21 protein-coding genes are annotated in these 25137 nt (G+C 61.3%); 14 read left to right on the top strand and 7 right to left on the bottom strand.

Annotation, left to right across the window (positions count from 1 at the left end; all coding sequences use genetic code 11):
- The first annotated feature begins 2 nt into the window (after window positions 1-2).
- From ACI2KS_RS16860 to ACI2KS_RS16795, 14 genes are all read left to right on the top strand, one after another.
- Complete coding sequence (locus tag ACI2KS_RS16860) at window positions 3-512, top strand: phage antirepressor protein (protein WP_404622119.1); 510 nt, start codon at window positions 3-5, stop codon at window positions 510-512.
- A 289-nt stretch (window positions 513-801) separates the two neighbouring features.
- A complete protein-coding gene (locus ACI2KS_RS16855; RefSeq protein WP_404622118.1) occupies window positions 802-2463 on the top strand; it encodes a diguanylate cyclase in 1662 nt (553 codons plus the stop codon).
- A gap of 351 nt (window positions 2464-2814) precedes the next feature.
- A complete protein-coding gene (locus ACI2KS_RS16850; RefSeq protein WP_404622117.1) occupies window positions 2815-4620 on the top strand; it encodes a protein-disulfide reductase DsbD in 1806 nt (601 codons plus the stop codon).
- Window positions 4621-4785: 165 nt separating this feature from the next.
- Window positions 4786-5238 (top strand): type II 3-dehydroquinate dehydratase, encoded by a 453-nt coding sequence (gene aroQ / locus ACI2KS_RS16845; protein ID WP_074751988.1) that lies wholly within the window; start codon window positions 4786-4788, stop codon window positions 5236-5238.
- 80 nt (window positions 5239-5318) lie between these two features.
- Window positions 5319-5771, top strand: coding sequence for an acetyl-CoA carboxylase biotin carboxyl carrier protein (gene accB, locus ACI2KS_RS16840; protein ID WP_404622116.1), 453 nt, complete (start codon window positions 5319-5321; stop codon window positions 5769-5771).
- A 17-nt stretch (window positions 5772-5788) separates the two neighbouring features.
- A complete protein-coding gene (accC, locus tag ACI2KS_RS16835) occupies window positions 5789-7138 on the top strand; it encodes an acetyl-CoA carboxylase biotin carboxylase subunit (RefSeq protein WP_404622115.1) in 1350 nt (449 codons plus the stop codon).
- A 359-nt stretch (window positions 7139-7497) separates the two neighbouring features.
- Entirely contained in the window at window positions 7498-8376 is an 879-nt protein-coding gene (gene prmA / locus ACI2KS_RS16830; RefSeq protein ID WP_404622114.1) for a 50S ribosomal protein L11 methyltransferase, read from the top strand.
- Between the two features lie 50 nt (window positions 8377-8426).
- Window positions 8427-9809 carry a DUF3426 domain-containing protein gene (locus tag ACI2KS_RS16825; protein ID WP_404622113.1) on the top strand — a complete coding sequence of 461 codons (1383 nt, stop codon included), beginning with the start codon at window positions 8427-8429 and terminating at the stop codon, window positions 9807-9809.
- Window positions 9810-10102: 293 nt separating this feature from the next.
- Window positions 10103-11116, top strand: a complete 1014-nt coding sequence (gene dusB / locus ACI2KS_RS16820; RefSeq protein ID WP_404622112.1) for a tRNA dihydrouridine synthase DusB — start codon at window positions 10103-10105, stop codon at window positions 11114-11116.
- Complete coding sequence (gene fis, locus ACI2KS_RS16815) at window positions 11113-11433, top strand: DNA-binding transcriptional regulator Fis (RefSeq protein ID WP_007907419.1); 321 nt, start codon at window positions 11113-11115, stop codon at window positions 11431-11433. Before dusB ends, fis begins: the two co-directional genes overlap by 4 nt.
- 78 nt (window positions 11434-11511) lie before the next feature.
- Complete coding sequence (gene purH / locus ACI2KS_RS16810; protein WP_404622111.1) at window positions 11512-13119, top strand: bifunctional phosphoribosylaminoimidazolecarboxamide formyltransferase/IMP cyclohydrolase; 1608 nt, start codon at window positions 11512-11514, stop codon at window positions 13117-13119.
- A gap of 168 nt (window positions 13120-13287) precedes the next feature.
- On the top strand, window positions 13288-14583 hold the full coding sequence (gene purD / locus ACI2KS_RS16805) for a phosphoribosylamine--glycine ligase (protein WP_404622110.1): 1296 nt from the start codon (window positions 13288-13290) through the stop codon (window positions 14581-14583).
- A 93-nt stretch (window positions 14584-14676) separates the two neighbouring features.
- Window positions 14677-17472 (top strand): response regulator, encoded by a 2796-nt coding sequence (locus ACI2KS_RS16800; protein WP_404622109.1) that lies wholly within the window; start codon window positions 14677-14679, stop codon window positions 17470-17472.
- A gap of 66 nt (window positions 17473-17538) precedes the next feature.
- Window positions 17539-18135, top strand: a complete 597-nt coding sequence (locus ACI2KS_RS16795; RefSeq protein WP_404622108.1) for a MarC family protein — start codon at window positions 17539-17541, stop codon at window positions 18133-18135.
- A 12-nt stretch (window positions 18136-18147) separates the two neighbouring features.
- On the opposite strand, the gene ACI2KS_RS16790 is transcribed toward ACI2KS_RS16795, so the two are convergent.
- The 7 genes from ACI2KS_RS16790 to cobG form a co-directional block, all read right to left on the bottom strand.
- Window positions 18148-18792, bottom strand: coding sequence for a hypothetical protein (locus ACI2KS_RS16790; protein ID WP_404622107.1), 645 nt, complete (start codon window positions 18790-18792; stop codon window positions 18148-18150).
- On the bottom strand, window positions 18789-19499 hold the full coding sequence (locus ACI2KS_RS16785) for a hypothetical protein (protein WP_404622106.1): 711 nt from the start codon (window positions 19497-19499) through the stop codon (window positions 18789-18791). The genes ACI2KS_RS16790 and ACI2KS_RS16785 overlap by 4 nt, the downstream gene beginning before the upstream one ends.
- Window positions 19500-19548: 49 nt before the next feature.
- Complete coding sequence (locus ACI2KS_RS16780) at window positions 19549-20322, bottom strand: hypothetical protein (protein WP_404622105.1); 774 nt, start codon at window positions 20320-20322, stop codon at window positions 19549-19551.
- Between the two features lie 343 nt (window positions 20323-20665).
- Window positions 20666-22378, bottom strand: coding sequence for a precorrin-3B C(17)-methyltransferase (gene cobJ, locus ACI2KS_RS16775; RefSeq protein ID WP_404622104.1), 1713 nt, complete (start codon window positions 22376-22378; stop codon window positions 20666-20668).
- Window positions 22378-23112: a precorrin-2 C(20)-methyltransferase gene (locus ACI2KS_RS16770; RefSeq protein WP_404622103.1), complete on the bottom strand. Its 735-nt coding sequence runs from the start codon at window positions 23110-23112 to the stop codon at window positions 22378-22380. Before ACI2KS_RS16770 ends, cobJ begins: the two co-directional genes overlap by 1 nt.
- Complete coding sequence (locus tag ACI2KS_RS16765) at window positions 23109-23735, bottom strand: precorrin-8X methylmutase (protein WP_404622102.1); 627 nt, start codon at window positions 23733-23735, stop codon at window positions 23109-23111. The genes ACI2KS_RS16770 and ACI2KS_RS16765 overlap by 4 nt, the downstream gene beginning before the upstream one ends.
- On the bottom strand, window positions 23728-25080 hold the full coding sequence (gene cobG, locus ACI2KS_RS16760; protein ID WP_404622101.1) for a precorrin-3B synthase: 1353 nt from the start codon (window positions 25078-25080) through the stop codon (window positions 23728-23730). The genes ACI2KS_RS16765 and cobG overlap by 8 nt, the downstream gene beginning before the upstream one ends.
- Window positions 25081-25137 lie beyond the last annotated feature (57 nt).

Here is a 25137-nt window from a genome sequence, read left to right as displayed (position 1 = left end):
GCATGGAACAGCATTACGAACCCGCCGTTTTCACCCGTCATAAACTCAAGCTGCATGCCTTGGTTCTCGAACGGCAGGTCTGGTTTTGCCTGCGCGACCTCGGCCGTCTCATGGGCATGTTCTTCGAGGAACGCATCACTCGCAAGCTCGCCCCCGATCAGCGTCGTCACGTTTGCATGCGCTATTACGGCGAAATCAAAAGCGTGCTGATGGTCAGTGAATCAGCGGCTTATGCCCTCCTCGTCTACCACGGCCACGCTACCCACGACTCCATTCGCAAATGGCTGACGTATCAGGTCTTGCCCATGCTCCATGACGGCGCGGTTCCGGCGTTCTGCAACGCCCCGGTGCCGGCGTTGCTGGAATGGCAGCATGGTACGACGAGCGTGATGCATTGGCAGAATGAGGCGTGGATCCGCTTGCGAGATATGCCGTGCTTGTTGCAGCCTCCCCGCGAGCGAAGCTGGTGGCAGAAAATCGAACGTCGCCTGCGCAGAATCAGCCTTTCCTAGACCCGCCCGACCGAGCGCGCGTGGCAGTGCGCTGCGAAGGGACTCGGGCTGCAGCTTCGATATCCGAAGCCCTCATCCTTACCCCTACACAAAAACGCTGTATCCGAGGGAACCCTTCTTCTATTCCCGGTCCAACCTGGCACGTTCCTCGCTTGAAAAGATGGAAATTTGACGCGAAACGGCGCGAAAAAATGACAACAAAATGACTTACGGCACACTTGCGCGGGAAAAGTAGTGCTAGCATAGCGCCAGCATTTGTATCAGGGTTTCCCCTATAAGTAGTCAGGACATGACCGAACCAGAAGATCCGAGCCGAGACCGTCTCAAGCACCATTTCGCCCAGCGCGTCATTCACCAGGCCCGTCAGATCCTGGAGGTATGGCAGCGCCTGCAGCAAAGCGAATGGTCGGCTGCGGACCTTGAAGAACTCAGTGAAGCCAATCAGCGTCTGCTGCGTTTCGCCGAGCGCTTCGAACAGGCCGAGCATGCTCAGCTGGCGCGCGGCATCGGTCAGTCGCTACAGGAAGTGGAAGCCAACCGCGGCCGTTTGAGCAGCGCGTTGATCACCGATCTCAACCGCCTAATGCAACGTCTGTCGCGCACCGGCTTGCGTCAAGGCGATCGGCTCGAACACACCTCATTGCCACCGCTGCGCAAGCCCATCTACGTGATGCTGCAGGATCACGAGCGCGGCGAGCGGCTGGCCAAGCAGCTGGAATTCTTCGGCCTCAGCGCGGTGTCGCTGGACACCACTCAGGCGTTCCACGCCACCCTGGCCGAGCGGCTTCCGGCGGCGGTGGTCATGGACGTCGATTTCGGCGGCGTCGGTGAAGGGTTGAAGCTGGCGACCAAGATGCAGGAAGGCCTGGAGCAGAAACTGCCGCTGTTGTTTTTCAGCCATCATGAAACCGACACCCCAACGCGCCTGGCGGCAGTACGCGCCGGTGGTGAGGAGTTTCTGACCGGCACGCTGGAAGCCTCCAGTCTGCTGGAGAAAATCGAGATCCTGACGCGGGTTGCGCAGTACGAACCTTATAAAGTGCTGATCATCGACGACTCGCGCGCCCAGGCGACACACACCGAGCGCTTGCTCAACAGTGCGGGCATCGTCACCCGCACCCTGTTCGACCCGATTCAGACCATGCCCGAGCTGGCCGATTTCCAGCCGGATCTGATCATCCTCGACATGTACATGCCCGGTTGCACCGGACCTGAACTGGCCAAAGTGATTCGCCACAACGATCGCTATGTCAGCGTGCCGATCATTTATCTGTCCGCCGAAGACGATCTGGATAAACAGCTCGATGCCATGAGCGAAGGCGGCGACGACTTCCTCACCAAACCGATCAAGCCACGCCACCTGATCACCACGGTGCGCAACCGTGCGGCGCGGGCACGCAACCTCAAGGCCAGGATGGTGCGCGACAGCCTGACCGGGCTGTACAACCATACGCACATCCTGCAACTGCTCGAAGACTGCAGCTTCCGCGCCCGCCGCGAAAACAAGCCGCTGAGTTTCGCGATGCTGGACATCGACCATTTCAAGAAGGTCAACGACAGCCACGGCCATCCTATGGGCGACCGGGTGATCAAGAGCCTGGCGCTGTTCCTTAAACAACGCTTGCGCAAGACCGACTACATCGGCCGTTATGGTGGCGAAGAGTTCGCGGTGGTGATGCCCGACACCGACCTGAAGTCGGCCCATGGCGTGCTCGATGAAATCCGCCGCCGGTTTGCCGAAATCCACTACCCGGCGCAACCGGCCGATCTGTTCTGCACCTTCAGCGCAGGTGTAGTGGAACTGGGCGAACACGACGACGCGCTGATGATGGCCTCGCAGGCAGACGATGCGCTTTATCGGGCGAAGAAGGCCGGGCGCAATCAGGTGCATGGGTTGTTTGAGGAGCTTGCTCAGTCTGCATACCAACCGACTCCCGAAAGCGTGAACTGATACTGGCTGCAAGCCCGGAACCCAACCCGATGCCTTTGATTCTGGCCCGCAGGCGGTGGGTGTCTGGCTGGCCAATGACCTGTCAAGCTGTAGGAGCGGGCTTGTCCCGCGAGCGGCGACAAAGTCATCGTGAACCTGAGAACCCGGGGTAATGCCTGACGCACCGCCACCGGTTTTACTGCCGCTTCGCGCCATCCCGCGGGACAAGCCGCGCTCCTCCGGGGCCGTGTCAGGTTCGTCAGATATACGTTGCGTTTGCATCGACATCGCATTCGCGCTCTTGCCGGGTATCCTCTGCACACCCACAAACAGTCCGCTATCATGCGCCAACCTTTGTGATGCGAGACCGCCATGCGCCGCCTGCTTTGTCTGATATTGCTGACCTTTGCCTTGCCTGCGTTCAGCGCAAGCCTGCTGGACAGTCGGCCAGGCTCTGGACTCGGCTCCTCGACACTGGGCGGTGCTGTGATCGACAACAGCAAGGATTTCCTGCCGGTTCGCCAGGCCTTCCAGCTCAACCTGATCGACACATCTTCCGAATCGATCAAGGTGCAGTTCGTTGCCGCCGAAGGGTATTACCTGTATCGCCATCGCTTTCAATTTCGCACCGAACCCGCCGACATCGACCTGGGGCCTGCGCAGCTTCCTGACGGCGAGAAAAAACACGATGAGTACTTCGGCGACGTCGAGGTCTACCACGGCATCCTCGACATTAACCTTCCTCGCAAATCCAATGACGGTCGCCCGTTCACGCTGGTGGTGACCTATCAGGGTTGTGCCGACAAAGGTTTGTGTTATCCGCCTGAAACCGAGCGCTTGGCCATCGATGGCAGCGGCGCTGCGACGGCGGCTATCGCTCCGATCCCCAGCGACAGCAAAGCCGGGTTCAGCTGGAAGCAACTGGCGCTGTTCTTCCTCGCAGGTGTCGGCCTGACCTTCACGCCCTGTGTGTTGCCAATGCTGCCGATTCTTTCCGGCGTGGTGCTGCGCGGACAGATCGGTGGCTTGCGCGGCTTCTCTCTGTCGCTGGCGTATGTGCTGCCGATGGCGGTGTGCTTTGCGCTGCTGGGCGCACTGATGGGGATGTTCGGCGCCAGCCTTAACTTGCAGGCGCGGCTGCAATCAGCGTGGGTGCTGGTGCCGTTTGCGCTGTTCTTCGTGGTCTTCGCCATTGCCATGTTCGGTGCGTTCGAACTGCGCTTGCCTCGGGCGCTCAATGATCGGCTCGACCGTATCGCCGGCAATACCCAAGGTGGCTCGCTGTGGGGCGCAGCGGTCCTGGGCGTCGTCTCCAGTCTGTTGGTCTCACCCTGCGTTTCCGCGCCACTGGCGGGTGCGCTGCTTTATATAAGCGCCAGTGGCGATGCGCTGGGCGGGGCGTTGAAGCTCTTCGCGCTGGGCCTGGGCATGGGCGCGCCTCTGATTGTCGTTGCCACGGGCGGCGCTGCCTGGCTGCCGAAAAGCGGTGCGTGGCTGGTCACGGTCAAGAACGCCATCGGCGTATTGCTGCTGGCCCTGGCCATCGGCCTGCTCAGTCGGGTCGTACCGGGGCAGATCACCCTGCTGCTGATCGGCTTGCTGTGGGCCGGGGTCGCACTGTTCCTCGGCGCGCTGGAATTTACTGAAAAAACCACCCGTGGTCGTCTTGCGCAACTGCTCGGCCTGTTCCTGCTGGTCTACGCTCTTGCCTGCTGGTATGGCGCGTTCAGTGGGCAGACCGATCCGCTGGCTCCCCTGGGCCGCGCGCAGAACGCACCGCTGACCGGTCAAAGCGGCGGCAATCCAGCACAGCAATGGCAGACGGTAACCCGGGTGAGCGAACTGCAGCAGATCCTGACAGAGTCGAAAAACACCGAAAAACCTGTGCTGGTCGACTGGTACGCAGACTGGTGCATCAGCTGCAAGGTGATCGAGCACGAAGTCCTGCCCGACCCGAAAATTGTCAGCGGTCTCAAGGGCTTCCGTCTGATTCGCTTCGACATGACCGACAGCAGCGACGAGCAACGTGCGCTGCTCGATCAATACAAATTGTTCGGCCCCCCTGCCCTGCTGTTTTTTGGAAAAGACGGGAACGAGCTGACAAATGTTCGTGTCGTCGGCGAAATCGACGTCCAAGGCCTGGCAGAGCACCTTTCTAGAGCAAATGACCAAATTTAGCCGTCTAGTCACAAACTTTGCGCGAACATCGGTCATCGTGCTGAACATTGTCGATATCTGGGCCGGTAACTGGACAGTCCATTGCGCTTTCCGGCATAGTCGCTGCGCATCAACGGCTCGTACCTGAGTACCAGCGTCGAACAAGCACACAACAAGGATCACACGATGGCGACTTTTCTGGTTCTTCACGGACCTAACCTGAACCTGCTCGGCACCCGTGAACCGGGGATCTATGGCTCGATCACGTTGGCCGATATCAACCAGGATCTGGAAAAGCGCGCGCGCGAAGCCGGTCACCATCTGATGTACCTGCAAAGCAACGCCGAGTACGAACTGATCGACCGCATCCACGCCGCACGCGATGAAGGCGTGGATTTCATCCTGATCAACCCGGCGGCTTTTACGCACACAAGCGTCGCAATACGTGACGCATTGCTGGGAGTGAGCATCCCATTCATCGAAGTGCACCTGTCGAACGTGCACAAGCGCGAACCTTTCCGCCATCACTCCTACTTTTCAGATGTCGCTGTAGGAGTGATCTGCGGCCTTGGCGCCAGCGGTTACCGACTGGCCCTGGAGGCTGCCCTGGAACAATTGGCCACCCGTTCGAAGGCGTGAACGGCGCAGTCTCGCACTGAGCCACACAGCCCGAATCGGCTACCGAATACCCCTGACCGTCCTTTGGGAGTTGATGATTAATGGATATCCGTAAAGTCAAGAAACTGATCGAATTGCTGGAAGAGTCCGGCATCGACGAACTGGAAATCCGTGAAGGCGAAGAGTCCGTACGAATCAGCCGTCACAGCAAGACTCCAGCACAGCAGTACTACGCGCCAGCCCCGGTTGCCGCGCCAGTCGCAGCACCTGCTCCAGCCCCGGTCGCTGCCGCCGAAGCGCCATCGGCACCGAAGCTCAACGGCACCGTAATCAAATCGCCAATGGTCGGTACTTTCTACCGCACGCCAGCGCCTGGTTCGCCAGCGTTCGTCGAAGTCGGCAAGACCGTCAAGAAAGGCGACACCATTTGCATCGTTGAAGCGATGAAAATGATGAACCACATCGAAGCTGAAGTCAGCGGCGTGATCGAATCCATCCTGGTGGAAAACGGTCAGCCGGTTGAGTATGACCAGCCGCTGTTCACCATCGTTTGAACCGGGGAGAGCCTGCGATGTTGGAAAAAGTCCTGATCGCCAACCGCGGCGAAATCGCCTTGCGCATCTTGCGTGCCTGTAAAGAGCTGGGCATCAAGACCGTCGCGGTACATTCCACGGCAGACCGTGAGCTGATGCACCTGGGCCTGGCAGACGAAACCGTCTGCATCGGCCCGGCGCCAGCCAACCTGTCGTACCTGAACATTCCGGCCATCATTTCGGCTGCAGAGCTGACCGGCGCCACGGCGATTCACCCCGGCTACGGCTTCCTCGCGGAAAACGCCGACTTCGCCGAGCAGGTGGAGAAATCCGGTTTTGCCTTCATCGGCCCCAAAGCTGACACCATCCGCCTGATGGGCGACAAGGTTTCGGCCAAGGACGCGATGAAGCGCGCCAATGTACCCACCGTTCCCGGTTCCGACGGCCCGCTGCCCGAAGACGAAGAGACCGCATTGCGCATTGGCCGTGAAGTCGGCTACCCGGTGATCATCAAGGCCGCTGGCGGCGGCGGTGGTCGCGGCATGCGCGTGGTGCACAAGGAAGAAGACCTGATCGAGTCGGCCAAGCAGACCCGCGCCGAAGCGGCTGCATGGTTCAGCAACCCGATGGTCTATCTGGAAAAATACCTGACCAACCCACGTCACGTGGAAGTCCAGGTGCTTTCCGACGGCCAGGGCCAGGCGATCCATCTGGGCGACCGCGACTGCTCGTTGCAGCGTCGTCACCAGAAGGTCCTGGAAGAAGCGCCGGCACCGTTCATCGATGAGCAAGCCCGCAAAGACGTGTTCGCTGCCTGCGTCAAGGCCTGCATCGACATCGGCTACCGTGGTGCCGGCACTTTCGAGTTCCTGTACGAGAACGGCCGCTTCTACTTCATCGAAATGAACACCCGCGTTCAGGTAGAGCACCCGGTTTCGGAAATGGTCACCGGTATCGACATCGTCAAGGAGATGCTCAGCATCGCCGCCGGCAACAAACTGTCGTTTACCCAGGATGACGTCGTCATCCACGGGCACTCGCTGGAATGCCGGATCAACGCTGAAGATCCGAAAACCTTCATCCCGAGCCCGGGGCTGGTCAAGCACTTCCATGCACCAGGCGGCAATGGCGTTCGCGTCGATTCGCACCTGTACAGCGGCTACAAGGTTCCGTCCAACTACGACTCGCTGATCGGCAAGCTGATCACCTGGGGCGCAACGCGCGACGAAGCCATGGCGCGCATGCGCAATGCTCTGGACGAAATCGTCGTCGACGGGATCAAGACCAATATCCCGCTGCACCGTGATCTGACCCGCGATGAAGGCTTCTGCGAAGGCGGCGTCAATATCCATTACCTGGAACACAAGCTGGCCGGTGACAAACACTGATCCACCAGTAGCGTGCTGCAGACCAACAAGGCCGCTTTCGAGCGGCTTTGTTGTTTCCGGGTGTTGCATTGATTCGCTTCTGCGTGGAGGGCCGGGAGTTTGCCGGGGTGGGGCTCCGCCTTGCCGACGATCTGGCGCGAAACGGCAGCAAGTCCTGCAAATGCGGTGTGTCTGACAAGTAAGGGGCGCAGGTTTAACTGCCAGCGCCCGGCAGCTCGCGGGGCAAGCCCGCTTCTACGGCCTTCGGCCAGAACCAGAAGCAACAGCCACTTTGTTGTTTCCCCGCGAACCCCGTAAACTTGACGGTCTTTCGCGGCGTCGTGCCGCCTGTCATTTTTTCAATTCGAAGGTAATCCGCCATGCCTTGGCTGCAAGTCCGTCTCGCCATCAGCCCAGAACAAGCCGAAACCTACGAAGATGCGTTCCTTGAAGTCGGCGCCGTGTCCGTGACGTTCATGGACGCTGAAGACCAACCGATCTTCGAGCCGGAACTCAACACCACGCCGCTGTGGTCGCACACCCACCTGCTGGCCCTGTTTGAAGCCGACACCAACCCCGATCAAGTGCTTGCCCACCTGACCTTGCTGACCGGCGCCGAGCTGCCCGAGCACATGCATGAAGTGATCGAGGATCAGGACTGGGAACGCAGCTGGATGGACAATTTCCAGCCGATGCGTTTCGGTCAGCGCCTGTGGATCGTGCCAAGCTGGCATGCAGCGCCCGAGCCAGATGCAGTGAACCTGCTGCTCGACCCGGGCCTGGCCTTCGGCACCGGCACGCACCCCACCACTGCCCTGTGCCTGGAATGGCTCGATGGCCAGCAACTGAATGACTGCACCGTGCTGGATTTCGGTTGCGGCTCGGGGATCCTCGCCATCGCCGCCCTGCTGCTGGGGGCAAGACACGCCGTTGGCACCGACATCGACGTGCAGGCCTTGGAGGCGTCCCGCGACAATGCCGGCCGCAACAACGTCCCTGCCGATAAATTCCCGCTGTACCTGCCCGAAGACCTGCCCAAAGAGCCAGCCGACGTTCTAGTGGCTAATATCCTGGCAGGACCTCTGGTTTCGCTGGCACCGCAGCTGGCGAGCCTGGTCAAACCCGGTGGACGCCTGGCGCTGTCCGGCATTCTTGCCGAGCAGGGCGATGACGTGGCGGCAGCCTACGCCGAGACGTTCGACCTGGACCCGATCGCCAACCGCGATGGCTGGGTACGTATCACCGGTCGTCGTCGCTGAGCGCTATCCTCCATCAACCTTTAGGCGCTCGTTAACCCCCGGATACCCGCATGACCGACAGTTTCGTCACCCAGTGCCCACACTGCCAGACCAGTTTCCGCGTCAGCCACGCTCAATTGAGCGTGGCTCGAGGCATGGTTCGCTGCGGCTCCTGCCTGCAAGTGTTCAATGCCGCGAAACAATTGTTGGAACAACGCGCCGGGGGCTCGCCCCAAGCCCCGGAGCCGGCCGCGCCGCCCGTGCAGCCCGTGCAGTCCCCTCCTGTCGTCGCCGAAAAAACCCCCGCGGTTCTCGCCAGCCAATCGCTGGCAGTGGCGCCGCCCGCCCCGTTGCCAGTCAGGCGCGAAGACAGCACTGTCGACATGGACAGCCTCGACCTGGACGACCTCGACGTCGAGCTTGCGCGCCTTGAACAACGAGAGATCCAGCTGCCGGAGTCCTTCGGTCGTGCCAGCCACGCCCGCGAGCACGAAAATGTCGAATCATTCAGCGCCCGTCGCGACGAACCGGATGTCAGCTCCGAGCGCTGGGATCAAGGCCTGAGCCATGACGATGTCAGTCAGTTGCCGGAACTGCACGCCGAAGTCATCGACGAGCAGGACGAGCATGATCCGCTGCAATCGTCGCTGGCAGACGAGGAGCTCGACCGAGACGATGACCATCGCACCGAACCGTCGTTGTCCATGACCCGCGAGGATATCGACGATGAGCCCCCTCACGCTCATCGCTTGCATGCCGAAACAGAACCGCAGCCGCCGCACCCTTCCGAACGTTTTTCGGCAATCGATGGCGATGATGATCGCGATCACGTCCGCCATGCCGATGACGATGACGACCAACGGCCAAACCCCAGTGGCAAGCGCGGCCGCAATGAGCCGGCCTTGCGCGATCGGGCGTTGCATGACCTGATGGACGATCCGCTGCAGCTTGCCTGGCAAAAACCCAAGCCGCGATGGGGACGCCGCCTGCTCTGGCTGCTGCTGGCGCTGATCGCGCTCGGCGCTCTGGCCGGTCAATACGTCTGGTATCACTTCGACGAATTGGCCCGCCAGGATCAATACCGTCCCTGGTTCGAGGAGTTGTGCCCACAGGTGGGCTGCAAGGTGCCGTCGAAGGTCGACATCAAACTGCTCAAAAGCAGCAACCTGGTGGTCCGCAGTCATCCGGAGTTCCAGGGCGCACTGGTCGTTGACGCGATCATCTACAACCGCGCTTCCTTTTCTCAGCCGTTTCCGTTGCTGGAACTGCGCTTTGCCGACACCAGCGGCCAGCTGATCGCCAGTCGTCGGTTCAAGCCCGGCGAGTACCTGAGCGGAGAACTCGCCGGCAAGGATGAAATGCCGCCCCAGACACCCATCCACATCGCACTGGACATCCTCGACCCGGGCCCCAAGGCTGTGAATTACAGTTTGAGCTTTCGCTCGCCGGAGTAAACTGCGACGCCCGATCGACAGCCGGAATCGCCGTCCGGGCGCACTGAAATGCGGCATCGCGCGACGGGAAAACCGACGACAGTTTTATGACAGGACGGGTGGGAACCTAACCGTTCGCGATAAGAAGGCAGCTGTTCAGATTTTATCCAATTCAGCCTTTATCCAGTCATCGAGAGCGGGTATCATGCCCACCCTTTTTCATACTCTGGGTCCCGTCTGAAAAGCTGCTCCGGCTTCCCTGGTAGCACTATTCGGACCAGACCTCGTGATTCGGCCCCACAACAGGTCACCCTATGTCGGCGGTACGCATCGGCCCATATACATTGCAAAACGGCTTGATCCTCGCCCCCATGGCGGGCGTCACTGACCAGCCTTTCCGGCAACTGTGCCGCCTGCTTGGCGCAGGCCTCGTCGTCTCGGAAATGGTCACCAGTGACATGAGCCTGTGGAACAGCCGCAAATCACGGCTGCGCATGATCCACGAAGGCGATCCCGAGCCCCGTTCGGTACAGATCGCCGGTGGAGACCCGCAGATGCTGGCGGACGCAGCACGCGCCAACGTCGAAATGGGCGCACAGATCATCGATATCAACATGGGCTGCCCGGCCAAGAAGGTCTGCAACAAGGCCGCCGGCTCCGCGCTGTTGAAAGATGAACAGTTGGTGACCGAAATCCTGCACGCGGTGGTCGCGGCAGTCGAGGTACCGGTCACCCTAAAGATTCGCACCGGCTGGGACCGGGCGAACAAGAATGGCCTGACGGTCGCCAGGATCGCCGAGCAAGCCGGCATCCAGGCATTGGCGGTACATGGTCGCACCCGTGCGGACCTCTACACCGGCGAAGCCGAATACGACACGATCGCCGCGATAAAACAGGCGGTGTCGATTCCGGTGTTCGCCAATGGCGACATCGATTCACCGGAAAAAGCCCGGCACGTGTTGCATGCGACCGGTGCCGATGGACTGTTGATTGGCCGGGCGGCCCAAGGACGCCCATGGATTTTTCGCGAGATAGAACACTACCTGCGCACCGGGGAAAAACTCCCTGCGCTCGCGCTGAGTGAAGTGGAACGCATACTGCTAGAGCATCTGGCCGCGCTTCACACGTTCTATGGAGACGTGATGGGCGTGCGAATTGCCCGCAAACACGTCGGCTGGTATCTCGCAACCTTGCCGGGCGCCAGGGAGTTTCGCGCCCTTTTCAATCGTTTGGAAGATACGGAAGCACAGTGCGCCAACGTTCGGGAATTCTTTGCCGAACGCGATAAAAGCCCGGAAGCAGGGAACGAACAAGAGGTGGCCGCATGACGATGATGACAGAGACTTTAGTGAGTGGAACAACACCCGTGAGCGACAACGTCAATTTGAAACAGCACCTTAATACGCCGAGCGAAGAGGGCCAGACCCTGCGCGGAAGCGTCGAAAAGGCGCTGCACAATTATTTCGCCCACCTGGAAGGTGCTGCCGTCACTGATGTCTACAACCTGGTGCTCTCGGAAGTCGAGGCGCCGTTGCTCGAGTGCGTGATGAACTACGTCAAGGGCAACCAGACCAAGGCGTCCGAACTGCTGGGGCTCAACAGGGGCACCCTGCGCAAGAAACTCAAGCAGTATGACCTGCTGTAAGCATCCCAAAACAAAGCGACCTCACTTCCCTGCGGTCGTTTTTTTTGTTGAAACCTTTTGCTTTTGATGGAAGTTGAGATGACCGACCAGACTACCCGCCTGCCGATCCGCCGCGCCTTGATCAGCGTTTCCGACAAGACCGGGATCCTTGAATTCACCCGTGAGCTAGAAGCCCTGGGGGTCGAGATCCTCTCCACCGGTGGCACGTTCAAGCTGCTCAAGGACAACGGCGTCGCAGCGGTAGAAGTCGCGGACTACACCGGTTTCGCGGAAATGATGGATGGCCGGGTCAAGACCCTGCACCCGAAAATCCACGGCGGCATCCTGGGTCGTCGCGGTATCGACGACGCCATCATGAGCGAGCACGGCATCAAGCCGATCGACCTGGTGGCGGTCAACCTCTATCCGTTCGAAGCCACCGTATCCAAGCCAGGCTGCGATCTGCCGACCGCCATCGAGAACATCGACATCGGCGGTCCGACCATGGTCCGTTCCGCTGCGAAAAACCACAAAGACGTGGCCATCGTGGTCAACGCCGGCGACTACGGCCAGGTGCTCGAGAGCCTCAAGGCCGGCGGCCTGACCTATGCACAGCGTTTCGACCTGATGCTCAAGGCGTTCGAACATACCGCCGCCTACGACGGCATGATCGCCAATTATCTGGGCAGCGTTGACCAGAGCGCCGAGACCCTGAGCACAGAAGGCCGCAGCGAATTTCCGCGCACCTTCAACAGCCAGTTCATCAAGGCTCAGGAGATGCGCTACGGCGAGAACCCGCACCAGAGCGCGGCGTTCTACGTTGAAGCCAAACCGGCCGAAGTGGGCATCGCCACTGCCACCCAGCTGCAAGGCAAGGAGCTGTCCTACAACAACGTGGCCGATACCGATGCCGCGCTGGAATGCGTCAAGAGCTTCGTCAAGCCGGCCTGCGTCATCGTCAAGCACGCCAATCCGTGTGGGGTTGCCGTCAGCCCGGACGCCGAAGGCGGTATCCGCCAGGCCTACGAGCTGGCCTACGCCACCGACAGCGAGTCGGCATTCGGCGGCATCATCGCCTTCAACCGTGAACTGGATGCCGAGACCGCCAAGGCCATCGTCGAGCGCCAGTTCGTTGAAGTGATCATCGCCCCAAGCGTCAGCGCCCAAGCGCAGGCCATTGTCGCCAGCAAAGCCAACGTGCGACTGTTGACCAGTGGCCAGTGGGCTGCCGACCGTGCACCGGCATGGGACTACAAGCGCGTCAACGGCGGCCTTCTGGTACAGAGCCGCGACATCGGCATGATCACCGCCGACGACCTCAAAGTCGTGACCAAACGTGCACCGAACGAGCAGGAAATCAACGACCTGATCTTCGCCTGGAAAGTCGCCAAGTACGTCAAGTCCAACGCCATCGTCTATGCGAAAAACCGCCAGACCATCGGTGTCGGTGCCGGCCAGATGAGCCGCGTCAATTCGGCACGCATCGCCGCGATCAAGGCCGAGCATGCGGGCCTGCAGGTGCAGGGCGCGGTCATGGCCTCGGATGCATTTTTCCCGTTCCGCGACGGCATCGACAACGCAGCCAAGGTGGGTATCACTGCGGTGATTCAACCGGGCGGCTCTATGCGTGACAACGAAGTGATCGCGGCGGCTGATGAAGCAGGCATCGCGATGGTCTTTACCGGCATGCGGCATTTCCGGCACTGAATGCAGCTAGAAGCCTCAAGCTGTAAGCGGCAAGAAAAGGCAGACAGGCGTCGCACTTTCTTGCCACTGCAGCCTTAAAAATTCAAAGCCATGAGCCGCAATCGAAGGCAGCACAGTCTGCTTTTACTTGCCGCTTGTAGCTTGCAGTTTCTCCGAAGGAGTCTGATTTTGAACGTATTGATCATCGGCAGCGGTGGCCGTGAACACGCTCTGGCCTGGAAGGTCGCGCAGGATCCGCGCGTGCAGAAGGTCTTCGTCGCACCGGGCAACGCCGGTACCGCCATTGAAGCCAAGTGCGAAAACGTCGCCATCGATGTGCTGGCGCTGGAGCAACTGGCCGACTTCGCCGAAAAGAACGTTTCGCTGACCATCGTTGGCCCCGAAGTGCCATTGGTGGCCGGTGTGGTTGACCTGTTTCGCTCCCGTGGTCTGGACTGCTTCGGTCCGACCAAGGGCGCCGCGCAACTGGAAGGCTCCAAGGCGTTCACCAAGGACTTCCTGGCTCGTCACAAGATCCCTACCGCTGACTACCAGAACTTCACCGAGATCGAGCCGGCGCTGGCCTACCTGCGCGAAAAAGGCGCACCGATCGTGATCAAGGCCGATGGCCTGGCAGCCGGCAAAGGCGTGATTGTCGCCATGACCGTGGCTGAAGCCGAAGAAGCCGTACGCGACATGCTCGCCGGCAACGCGTTTGGTGACGCCGGCTCGCGCGTGGTCATCGAGGAATTCCTCGATGGCGAAGAAGCCAGCTTCATCGTCATGGTCGATGGCAAGAACGTTCTGCCCATGGCCACCAGCCAGGACCACAAACGCGTCGGCGACGGCGACAGCGGCCCGAATACCGGTGGCATGGGCGCTTACTCCCCGGCCCCGGTGGTCACCGCCGATGTGCATCAGCGCGTCATGGATCTGGTGATATGGCCGACCGTCCGAGGCATGGCCGAGGAAGGTAACGTTTACACCGGCTTCCTCTATGCTGGTCTGATGATCGACAAGGCCGGCAACCCCAAGGTCATCGAATTCAACTGCCGCTTCGGTGACCCGGAAACCCAGCCGGTCATGCTGCGCTTGCAATCGAGCCTGGTATTGCTGGTCGAAGCAGCGCTGGCGCAAGCGCTGGATAAAATCGAAGCTCAGTGGGACCCACGTCCGAGCCTGGGTATCGTGCTGGCCGCCGGCGGCTATCCTGCCGATTACGCCAAGGGCGACGCGATCAATGGCCTGGACGCCGCCGCGGCATTGCCGGGTAAGGTGTTCCACGCAGGCACTGCCTTGAAGGACGGTCAGGTCGTTACCTCCGGTGGCCGCGTTCTGTGTGCAACCGCCTTGGGTGACACCGTCGGCGATGCGCAGACACAGGCATATCAACTGGCAGCAAAGATTGACTGGCAAGGCTGTTTCTACCGCAAGGACATCGGCTATCGTGCCATTGCCCGGGAACGCGGCGAACATCTGGAGTAAGTCTGGGTCCAGCCGGGCTCCACAGTGGAGTCCCGGCTGAACATTCAGTGCCGCCCCAGAGTCAACTGGCTTCACTCACGAAGGGATTTCGCCGTGCGCTGGCTCAGGATTGCCACTCGTTTGATCATCGCCCTGATGACCCTGCTCTGTGTGCCGATGGCATTCGCCGAGGTCAGCGCGGGATGGTCGACACTTGTCGACGATCAGGCCACCCTGCAACTGAGCGATGTTCGCTCGCCTCACTACGACACCCAATTCAGTCCGATCGAACTCGACAAGGTGCGCGCCACCCGTCGCGACTCGGCACTCTGGCTGCACTATCGCCTGGCCCCGACCGATCACGAACAACTGGTGCGAATCTTCGCCCCTGATCTGGCGACCGTGGACATGTATGTCCTCGACGGGGAAAACCTGATCAGCCATTCGCGTTCGGGCAACAAAGTACCGCGCAGTGCCCAGCCCCTGCCCTCCATTGATTTCCTGCTGCCGGTGCCGCGAAGCGAGCGCGTGCTGGACCTGTACCTGCGCATGCAGTCCGAACAAGAACTGCGCCCCAACATCTCCCTGGAATCGGCCGTATCCAGCGCCGCCGATGAGCGCCGTCCGCTACTGCTCGGGCTGTTCTTCGGCTCATTGATCATGCTGATCGTGCAGAACATCACCCGCTTCGCCCAATCGCGCTCGGTCAGCAGTCTGTGGCTGGCCGCCTGCGAAGGCTTTCTGGGGCTCAGTGCGCTGTTATTGCTGAATCTGCAAGCGCCATTGCTGCCTCACTGGCATCTGGCGCAGACCCCAAGCGCTCACCTCGCGTTGCTGCTGGCCGCCGCGACCGGGCTCATGTACGCCTACTGTTTCTTCGTCCTGCGCGGCGTCGAGGCACTCAACCGCCTGCTGATGAGCGTACTGTTGATCGTCGGCTTTGGCGGATTGCTGGTGCTGTTCGTCGACACACTGCCGCTGAACCTGCTGACCTTCCTGCTGGTAGGTCTCGCGACGCTGACCATCACGCTGGTGTCGATCTATCACCTGCAAAAAGGCTACGCCCCGGCACGACCGTTCGTGATCGCGATGATCGTGTTCAACCTTGGCAACCTGGTGATTCTGCCGGCCATGCTCTGGTTGACCAACATCCCTGCCCAGACCCTGATCATTGCGGTGCTGGGCATGTTCTGCCTGTGCGGACTGCTGATGAGCATTGCCCTGAGCGAACGCCATCGCAGCATCACCGAAGACAACTTCAGCATCAGCCGTGAGCTGGCTGCCAGCACCGCCGAGATCAACGCCAAGGCAGAGTTTCTGGCCAAGATCAGCCACGAAATCCGCACCCCGATGAACGGCGTGCTGGGCATGACTGAACTGCTGCTCGGCACGCCACTGTCGGTCAAGCAGCGGGACTACGTGCAGACCATTCACAGCGCGGGCAACGAACTGCTGACCCTGATCAACGAGATTCTCGACATTACCAAGCTTGAGTCCGGACAGATCGAGCTGGACGACGTGCAGTTCGACCTCAACGCGATGATCGAGGATTGCCTGAGCATCTTCCGTGCAAAAGCCGAGCAACAAAGCGTCGAGCTGATCAGTTTCATTCAGCCACAAGTGCCGCGGGTCATCAGCGGCGATCCGACGCGGCTGCGCCAGACACTGCTCAGCCTGCTGGAAAACGCCCTGAAAAAGACCGACGAGGGTGAGATTCTGCTGGTAGTCGCCCTCGACTCCCGTGGCGGCAAGCCACGCCTGCGCATCGCCGTGCAGGACAGCGGTACCCCGCTCACGGCCAAGGAGCGCGATGCATTGCTGCATGCCGAACTGCACAGCAAGAACTTCCTGGCGGCCAGCAAAGTGGGCGGCCATCTGGGGCTGGTGATCGCCCGTCAGCTGATCCTGTTGATGAACGGCGAGTTCGGTATTCAGAGCGGCAGCAACCAAGGCAGCACCCTGTGGCTTAGCCTGCCTCTGGACCCAGAGCGTTTGGAACAGCCGCCTTCGGACCTCGACAGTCCGCTCAAGGGTGCTCGGGTGCTGGTAGTGGATGACAACGACACCTGCCGCAAGGTCTTGGTCCAGCAGTGCAGCGCCTGGGGCCTGAACGTCAGTGCCGTGCCGTCAGGCAAGGAAGCCCTCGCACTGCTTCGCACCAAGGCGCATCTGCGCGATTATTTCGACATCGTCCTGCTCGATCAGAACATGCCGGGCATGACCGGCATGCAGCTGGCGGCCAAGATCAAGGAGGATCCGAGCCTCAATCACGACATTCTGCTGATCATGCTCACCGGCATCAGCAATGCGCCGAGCAAGGTCATTGCGCGCAACGCCGGGGTCAAGCGTATCCTCGCCAAACCGGTGGCTGGCTACACCTTGAAGACGACCCTGGCCGACGAGTTGAATCAGCGCAACAAGGGCCAGACGCCTTATCCTGCGACGCCTGCGCTGCTTCCCGAAGTGAACGTGCCCGGCGATTTCCGCATTCTGGTGGCTGAGGACAACAGTATTTCCACCAAGGTGATTCGCGGCATGCTGGGCAAGCTCAACCTGCAACCGGACACCGCCAGTAACGGCGAAGAAGCCCTGCGCGCCATGAAAGCCCAGCGCTATGACCTGGTACTGATGGACTGTGAAATGCCCATCCTCGATGGCTTCTCGGCGACCCAGCAACTGCGTGCGTGGGAAATGGGTAATCAACGCGTGCGCACACCGGTCGTGGCATTGACCGCGCACATCCTGGCCGAACACAAGGATCGCGCACGGCAGTCCGGCATGGACGGCCACATGTCCAAGCCGGTCGAGCTGTCGCAACTGCGCGAGCTGGTCGAGTACTGGGTCGAGCAACGGGCCCGCAGTCAGACGGGCGCCGAACCGGACGATCAGGACCGCTATCAACAAAACTGACGCTTCCCCCGCCGCGGCCGCCTGATAGACTTGCCGCGTCCGCGTATGCCGCCACGAGCTCAAACCATGCTTCATGTGCTGTTCAGCGTTTATCTGAAGATGCTGGTGCTCTATAGCCCATTCTTCGTCCTGTCGTGCTTTATCAGCCTGAGCCGCGGTTATTCGCGCAAGGAACGCCGTTACCTGGCGTGGAAGATCGCCTTCGCCACGCTGGTCTCCAGTGTTCTGCTGTACCTGTTCGGCCGGGTCATTTTCGGTGTGTTTGGCATCACCGCCGACGCCTTTCGCATCGGCGCCGGCAGCGTGCTGTTCATTTCCGCCCTGGCCATGGCACAGGGTAAATCAGGCGTGCAGACCGACAACGTGCAGCAGGACGTGGCCATCGTACCCCTGACCATTCCTATCACCGTCGGGCCGGGGACTATCGGCGCGCTGTTGGTCATGGGCGTCAGCCAGCCCCATTGGGACGACAAGCTGACCGCCATCGTCAGCATCGCGCTGGCCAGTTTCACCGTGGGGGTGGTGCTTTATCTGTCCAACAGCATCGAACGTATCCTCGGCGATCAAGGCTTGCAGATTGTCAGCCGGCTGATGGGCTTGTTCGTTTGCGCACTGGCTGCGCAAATCATTTTCACCGGTATAAAGGGTTACCTGCTGCCCTGAAGCGCAAGCTGATCAAATGGGAAATTGCCGGATAGCGCGATCAGCGCCGCCAGCCAGCAGGCGGCGTATCTCATCGCGATAGCCGGCGAACACCCTGGGATCAAAACGATAAACCCCTCCCGTGATCCGCAGCAGCATCTCGCGTCGAGTTTCGGTCCAGAAATCGAAATCCCGGGTATCCACGGTGCCGGTCAGACGAATGCAACAGACCAGCAGGGTGATCTCACCGCTGGCGTCCAGCATGCAGGGGATCATCTGCAAACGTCCCAATTCCTGATTTCGGTTGCCCGTCATGAAAAACGTCTGCGCATAGCGATTGATCCTCAGCGCCGACCAGGCGGCCTGGGCCAGTTCGGCAAGCGCGCGCGACCCGGCCGAATCAATCACGTGGTAGCTGATCGAGTCGAGCTCTGGCGGGTGGAAAATCACCTGCGGTGTGTGGCGAATTGCGTTAACGAAACGCCATCCGCGCTGCTGTAACCGGGTCTGGTAGCGGAATATCCAGTTGGAGTATTCCTGCTGCTGGTCGTAATGGCGGCTGGCGAACCCGTCTGCGTGCGCAAGGCTGCCGAGAATGTCCTCGCGATCCTGCGGGCCAATCCCCTCATACAAGGAGACCAGGCTGGTGCCGACGATCGCGCCGCTTCCAGCGCTCATGATTCAAGGCCGTCGATGGGCAGAATCAGTTCCTCACGCCGGTCTTGCAGCGCCTCGGTAATTCGCTGCCTGAATGGCGAATAACGCAGATCATCCAGCACGTCAATCAGCCGCCAACATTTGATGTCGCCGACCAGTGAGTGCCTGGAGAGACGCTGGGCGAATGGATTTTCAGCGATCGGCTCGGTTGTTTCGAACGCCACACAGATCGACACCTTCTCCGCGTCGGGAAGCACGACACCCATCTGTAGCACCACCGATGCGGTCGCGATGACAGCACCTGTGTCATGGCAAGCGGCTTCAACGGATCGGCAAAGACTGTGCTTGAGCAACGCTGCTGCAGGAGCCGTCTGCGGTGAGGCGAACAACGACGCAATCAGATGTTCCAGCGTCGCTGCGGGCCACGGGTTCTGCCGCGCAGGCAATAACTCGTTGATGATATCCAGGGGCGAAAACGTCGGCGAATCGACCCATCCGCCCTCGACGCTTTCAAGGTCAAGGCGCAACCAGCCAAAGGTGGTCCTTGCCTTGAGCAAAGCGGCTTGCCACTGGCGGTGGTGAGTGAACTTGTTGAACTGCCTGTCCGCTGCCAGCTGTGCGTACAAGGTCGAAGCCATGACATCCTGCTTGATGCGGTCATGGGTAGAATCGGTGAACACCAACAGTTCCGGGCCGTTGATATAGGCCGCGTATATGTCCTGTTTCATGTAGGCAACTCCGCTAAAAAGGCCGCAAGACCGGCTGCGGCCCCACGCCTTAAATCGGAAATTCCTCAAATGCCGCATCGGCGGCGCTCGACAGCGCATTGCGCACCTGCTGACGGCGTTGCGCATAAAGTGACTGATTGAACACAAAGATATCGGCGCTTTGGTGAAGGTCGATCGATACCGAGTTCCAGTTGAAGAACAGGACGTTGCCTACGCTCAACGCTGTCCTGGCTTCCACTGCACCCACACTCAGCACGATGACGCCGTCCTGGCTTTCCCGGCAGCCGCCCACAAGGAAACGCGCGCCATTGGGCTTGGTGGTTCTGGAATCAAACAGCCGGAGGGGCTCGTCTTTGGTCTTAAGTGCCTCTACCGCCTGTTCCGCGATCTGCAACATCAGCGCACCGGCGCCGATGCCCGCGGCAGCAGCCGAAAGCGAGTTGGCAATCAGCTTCAGGCCGACCTTGTCCATGGTCAGCACCTGCTCCCTGCTGGAGTAGCTGGTGTAGGAGACATCCTGGGCAGTCCAATTCAGCGCCCTGGTCATGGCGCCACGGAAGGTCCTGTACCACTCGCCATTCTCGGTCACCAGGTCGTAGCGCTTGTCGGCGGCCAGGGTCGCATAGGTGAAACTGTCCAGAACGTCCTCACGAGCCTGCTGGCTCATGCCCTCGACAAAACCTATGACACCCTGGCCGGCAACTGCCGCGCTGGCTGGCGCCGTGGTCGTATTGGAGGAAAAACGCGCGGGAATATCGGCGGCCGGAATCGAGTCCAGCGAGGGAATGCCGGTCAGGTGGTTGATGAAAGCATCGTGGTTCATATTCAAATCCTTTTAAGTGAGCGTCCGTCCTGGACACAACAAACCCTACCTTCTTTTTGACGACGGCATTTACACGGCTACGGCAGGCCATCGAGCGAGCGCTTTGAAAAAAATGTAGGCGCGCCAATCGGGCACTCTTGCGCGATGCGCGTATGTCGGGGGCTGCAGGAGGGTTCCAGATTTGCCCTACGCGCAAGGGCAAGCTTCAGGAAAGCATTCGCTACGCGGGGGGACATCGCTTCTGCATGACAGGGATGCCAGTTACCCGAGTATTCGAAGCGCTTTCCCACAAGGCATGAGAGGGACCTCCGACGTAGAAAGCCCCCCCAAGTGCATCATTCGATCAATGGCCGGGCTTGAGTCCGTACCAACGTGGCGTGTACACCCACTGGCTTCCGTCTGCCCGTGCAAAGGTGGTGGTCAGCGATGAGCCCACCAGCACCATGGTTCGCATGTCCACCTGATCGGGCGTGAGTTCACCCAGGGTGGTGACGCGCAAGGTCTGGCCTGGACGGCCGATGTCACGGCCCAATGTCACCGGCGTTGCCGGGCTGCGATGCTGGCGGACGATTTCCAGTGCCCGCCCCAGTTGCCAAGGGCGAGAACGCGAGATCGGGTTGTAGAAGGCCAGCGCCAGATCAGCCTGACAAGCGAGATCAAGACGCTTTTCGATGATCTCCCATGGCTTGAGGTTGTCGGACAGCGACATCACGCAGAAGTCGTGACCCAACGGCGCGCCGGCCTGCGCTGCAGTTGCCAGCGAAGCCGAAACACCGGGCAGGATCTGCAGATCGACGCTGTGCCACCGCGCATCTTCGGACTCGTGCAGCGCTTCCAGGACCGCTGCTGCCATGGCGAACACGCCCGGATCGCCGGACGACACCACCACCACCGATCGCCCCTGCGCCGCCAGTTCGAAGGCATGGCGAGCGCGCTGCATTTCTTCGCGGTTGTCGGTGCAGTGCAGCACTTGATCGGCCCGGAAGGGGCCAGCCATGCGCACGTAGGTTTCATAACCCAGCACATCGTTGGCCCGCGCCAGTTCGGCTTTCACTGCAGGAATCATGAACGCTGCGGCACCGGGCCCAAGACCGATCACGGCCAACCGCCCACGGCCGCGGCCAATGTGTTCGATATCCAGAGGCTGAGGCGCGACCGCGATGGCAATGCCCTGCACCGGGCTGATCGGTGGCAGCAGTTGAGGCAACGCCCGCTGCGCCATTTCGCTCACCGATGCTTGCGCTGCGTAACGCAACGGCACGCCCAAGGCCTCGGCGGCCGCCTGCAAAACAGGATCGGCCATGTCGGTTTCACTGGCCAACAGGCAGGCGAGGGCCTGCACCGCGATGCGCGATTCATGCAACGCGGCTCGCACCCCATCAGCCAGATCCGCCACGCTCGCCTCGACCGCCACCAGCACGTTACGCGGGTAGATCAGCAGCTCATGGGCGGCCGGCTCGCGCTCGGCATGGCCCACGTGAATCGCCAACTGCGCATGCTCGTCCTCTGGCAGTTGCGCTTGGGCAAGCCAAGGCGCCGCACCTTCGATGCGCACGCTTTCGCCGGACAGCAGATCGGAGACGAAACGCTTGCCCAGCTCCAGATCCCCCAGCGCATAACCGCTCGGCGGGTTGAGCAGACAGGTGCCGAAACGCAGCTCGCCGCTGGTGGTGATGGCCGCATGGGTGTTCAAGGCCGCAGCGATCTTGCGCGCCATGACGTTCACGCCGCCCAGCCCGCCAAGCAGCGGCACCACGGCGCTGCCGTCTTCGGCCACGGCCAGCACCGGCGGCTCGGCGCCCTTCTCCAACAGCACCGGCGCCAGCGTGCGAATCACGATACCGGCGGCGCACAAGGCAATGATCGGCGTGTCCTGTTGGTACAACTGCCGCAGCGTCGCGCCAAACTCGCTGTAGCTGCGATCAGCGCCGTCCACACGTTCGGCCAGACCGTAAACCAGCGCATCCGGATACACCTGCTGGATGCGCCGCGCGGTGTTCAGCGCACCCTTGCCAAGGATCACGATGGCCGGGGCCTTGGGGTTGAAAGCGCCCATCAGCCTTGCCACCTTTGGCCGGGAACGATGATCAGCGAGAAGTACGGCGAGGAGGTCGGATCGACCTGCGCCAATGGCACGATCTTCTGGTTGCTCATGGTCGCGCGCTCGACGTACAGCGCGCGCTCCGCCAGACCGGTTTCCACCAGCACCTGACGCACTTTGGGCAGGTTGCGGCCCAGTTTCATGATCACCGCCGCGTCGGCGTCCACCAGCTTGCGTTTGAGCTCATCGGCCGAGAGCACGCCGGACAACACCGAAAGGCTTTGATTGCGGTACACCAGTGGCGCACCCAGCACCGAAGCGCCGCCAAGCATCGAGCAGACACCGGGCACGACTTGCGCCTCATAGCGCTCGGCGAGGCGATCGTGCAGGTACATGTAGGAGCCATAGAAGAACGGATCGCCTTCGCAGATGACCGCCACGTCGCGACCGGCATCCAGGTGCGCAGCGACGTCGAGGCTGGCGCTGTCGTAGAAATCGCTGATGATCTGCTCGTAGGACATCGGCGCGGGCAAGGCCTCGGTGGTCACCGGGTACACCAGCGGCATCAGCGTCTGCGCCTGCTGCAGGTGCGCCTCGATGATGCCGAAGGCGTTGCCTTTCTTGCCCTTGGCCACGAAATACGCCACTACCGGCGACTCGCGCAACAGACGCAGCGCCTTGACAGTGATGAGTTCAGGATCCCCGGGGCCCACGCCCAGGCCAATCAGACGGCCGCGAGCCTGCATCATTCGACCTCCGTGGCGAGAGCGTTGACCGCAGCTGCGGCCATGGCGCTGCCGCCACGTCGGCCCTGCATGATCACGTAAGGCACGCCGCGACTGTCGGCGGCGAGCATGTCCTTGGATTCGGCGGCGCCGACGAAACCCACCGGGAAGCCGAGAATCAGCGCCGGTTTTGGCGCGCCGGCGTCGATCATTTCCAACAGGTAGAACAGCGCGGTCGGTGCGTTGCCGATCACCACCACAGCGCCCTCAAGGTGCGGACGCCACAGCTCCAGCGCCGCCGCCGAGCGGGTATTGCCCAGCTCGCGCGCAAGCTCGGGCACGCCTTCATGCTTGAGGGTGCAGATCACCTGATTGTTGGCCGGCAGACGGGCGCGGGTCACGCCTTCGGCGACCATGTGCGCGTCGCACAGGATGGGGGCGCCAGCGGCCAGCGCCTGGCGTCCGGCGGTTCCGGCACCTGGCGAGAAACGCAGCCCCTCGACCGCATCGACCATGCCACAGGCATGGATCACCCGCACGGCGAGTTTTTCCAGGTCGGCCGGGATGCTCTCCAGCCGTGCTTCGGCACGAATGATCGCGAAGGAGTTGCGATAGATCTCCTGGCCGTCGCGGATGTAATCAATCATCGGTGTTGCTCCGTGAGTCGGCGGTCAACAACGCACCGACTGCTTCAATAGTGAGGTCACGTCCACGCAACTCGCCGAAAACCGGCTGATCTGCGTGGCGAAAATACAGGTCGTAATGGCCAGCGCGGACCGCCAGCAGAGTGACAGGCGCGGCATGGGCGGCGGCGCAGGAGCGGTTGCAGCCGCTCAGATGCACGGCCCGGCTGATGCCCCGCTGCTGCAAAAACGCCGCCAGCTGCAGCGCATCGGCCTTGGTGTCGGCCAGGCCCTTGCCACAGGCCGCAGAGCCAGTGCAGGCGATCATCTGCGACAGCGCCTGATCGGCGTCGCACAGCAGGCCCGCCGCTCGCAGACCGCGCAGTGCAGGGGCGGATCGATCATCCGCGACGTTGCGCAGCATCAGGCTCTGCCATGGGGTCATCACCAGCGTGCTGTCGCCATGCTCGATCGACAGCTTGGCGGCGTTGCGCAACATGGACGGACCCAAACGGCCCAAAGGCACGACTCCACCCACTGACACCAGCCCCGCCTGCGCCTGTGGATAAACGCCGATATGGGCGTTTGCCTGAATCGGCGCTCGACGCCAGGTGGTTATTTTCTGATCGACCCTGATCGACGTCGCCAATCGCCCTCGCAGGCGTTCAAGCCACTGCTCGGCAGGCATGTCCTGCAACAGATGACGCAGGCGGGTCTGCTCCGGCCGGGCATGTTCGAGAAACAGCTCCAGCACCGCAATCACCAGGTCATGTCCCGCCGCCAGCGCCACCGCAGCCAGCGGCGAATCGGCCGCCGGGCACCCGGCCAGGCCGAAACCGAGCAGCGTTTCGCCGTTCACCTTCAGCGCCGACAGCCACAGATCATGAGGATGTTCCAGCATCACCAGGCCTTCGCCGGCGTCCAGCGACAGGGCGAACTTGGGTGACAGTTCGTGGAAGCGCGGATGCTGTTCAAGCGTGTGCAGGATCTGCCCCGCCAACGGCCGAGCGTCGAACAACTGATGTGGATCGATGCCCGTCGTCGGGCTGAGCATCAGGTTGCGCACGTCGTCGCTGGCCGGGTTCTTCGGCCCCAGCCCGGCGTCCAGCAAGGCGCCGATCAGGCCATCATGGTCCGACCCGATGCCACGAATCTGCAGGTTGCCACGGTTGGTCGCCTCGATCACACCACCGGCGAAACGCTCGGCAGCCTCGGCCACGGCAAGCGCCTGTTCAGCCGAAATCACCCCGCCCGGCAGCTTGATCCGGCAGATGCCACCATCCAGCGCCGGGACAATACGCAACAACCCCGGACAAGCCGAGGGGCGTAGAGGCGCAGCGGGAATGCGAGCAGACAGCGGCTCGGTCAAGGGGTCACCTGGCGTGATCGGACTGGGCAAGTGGGAAACGAATGGTTACAGGCGGCG

It is taken from the genome of Pseudomonas sp. NPDC087358, assembly GCF_044900785.1.
Taxonomy (GTDB): domain Bacteria; phylum Pseudomonadota; class Gammaproteobacteria; order Pseudomonadales; family Pseudomonadaceae; genus Aquipseudomonas.
The sequence above is the reverse complement of the archived record's forward strand: the minus strand, read 5'-3'. Positions and strand labels throughout refer to the sequence as shown.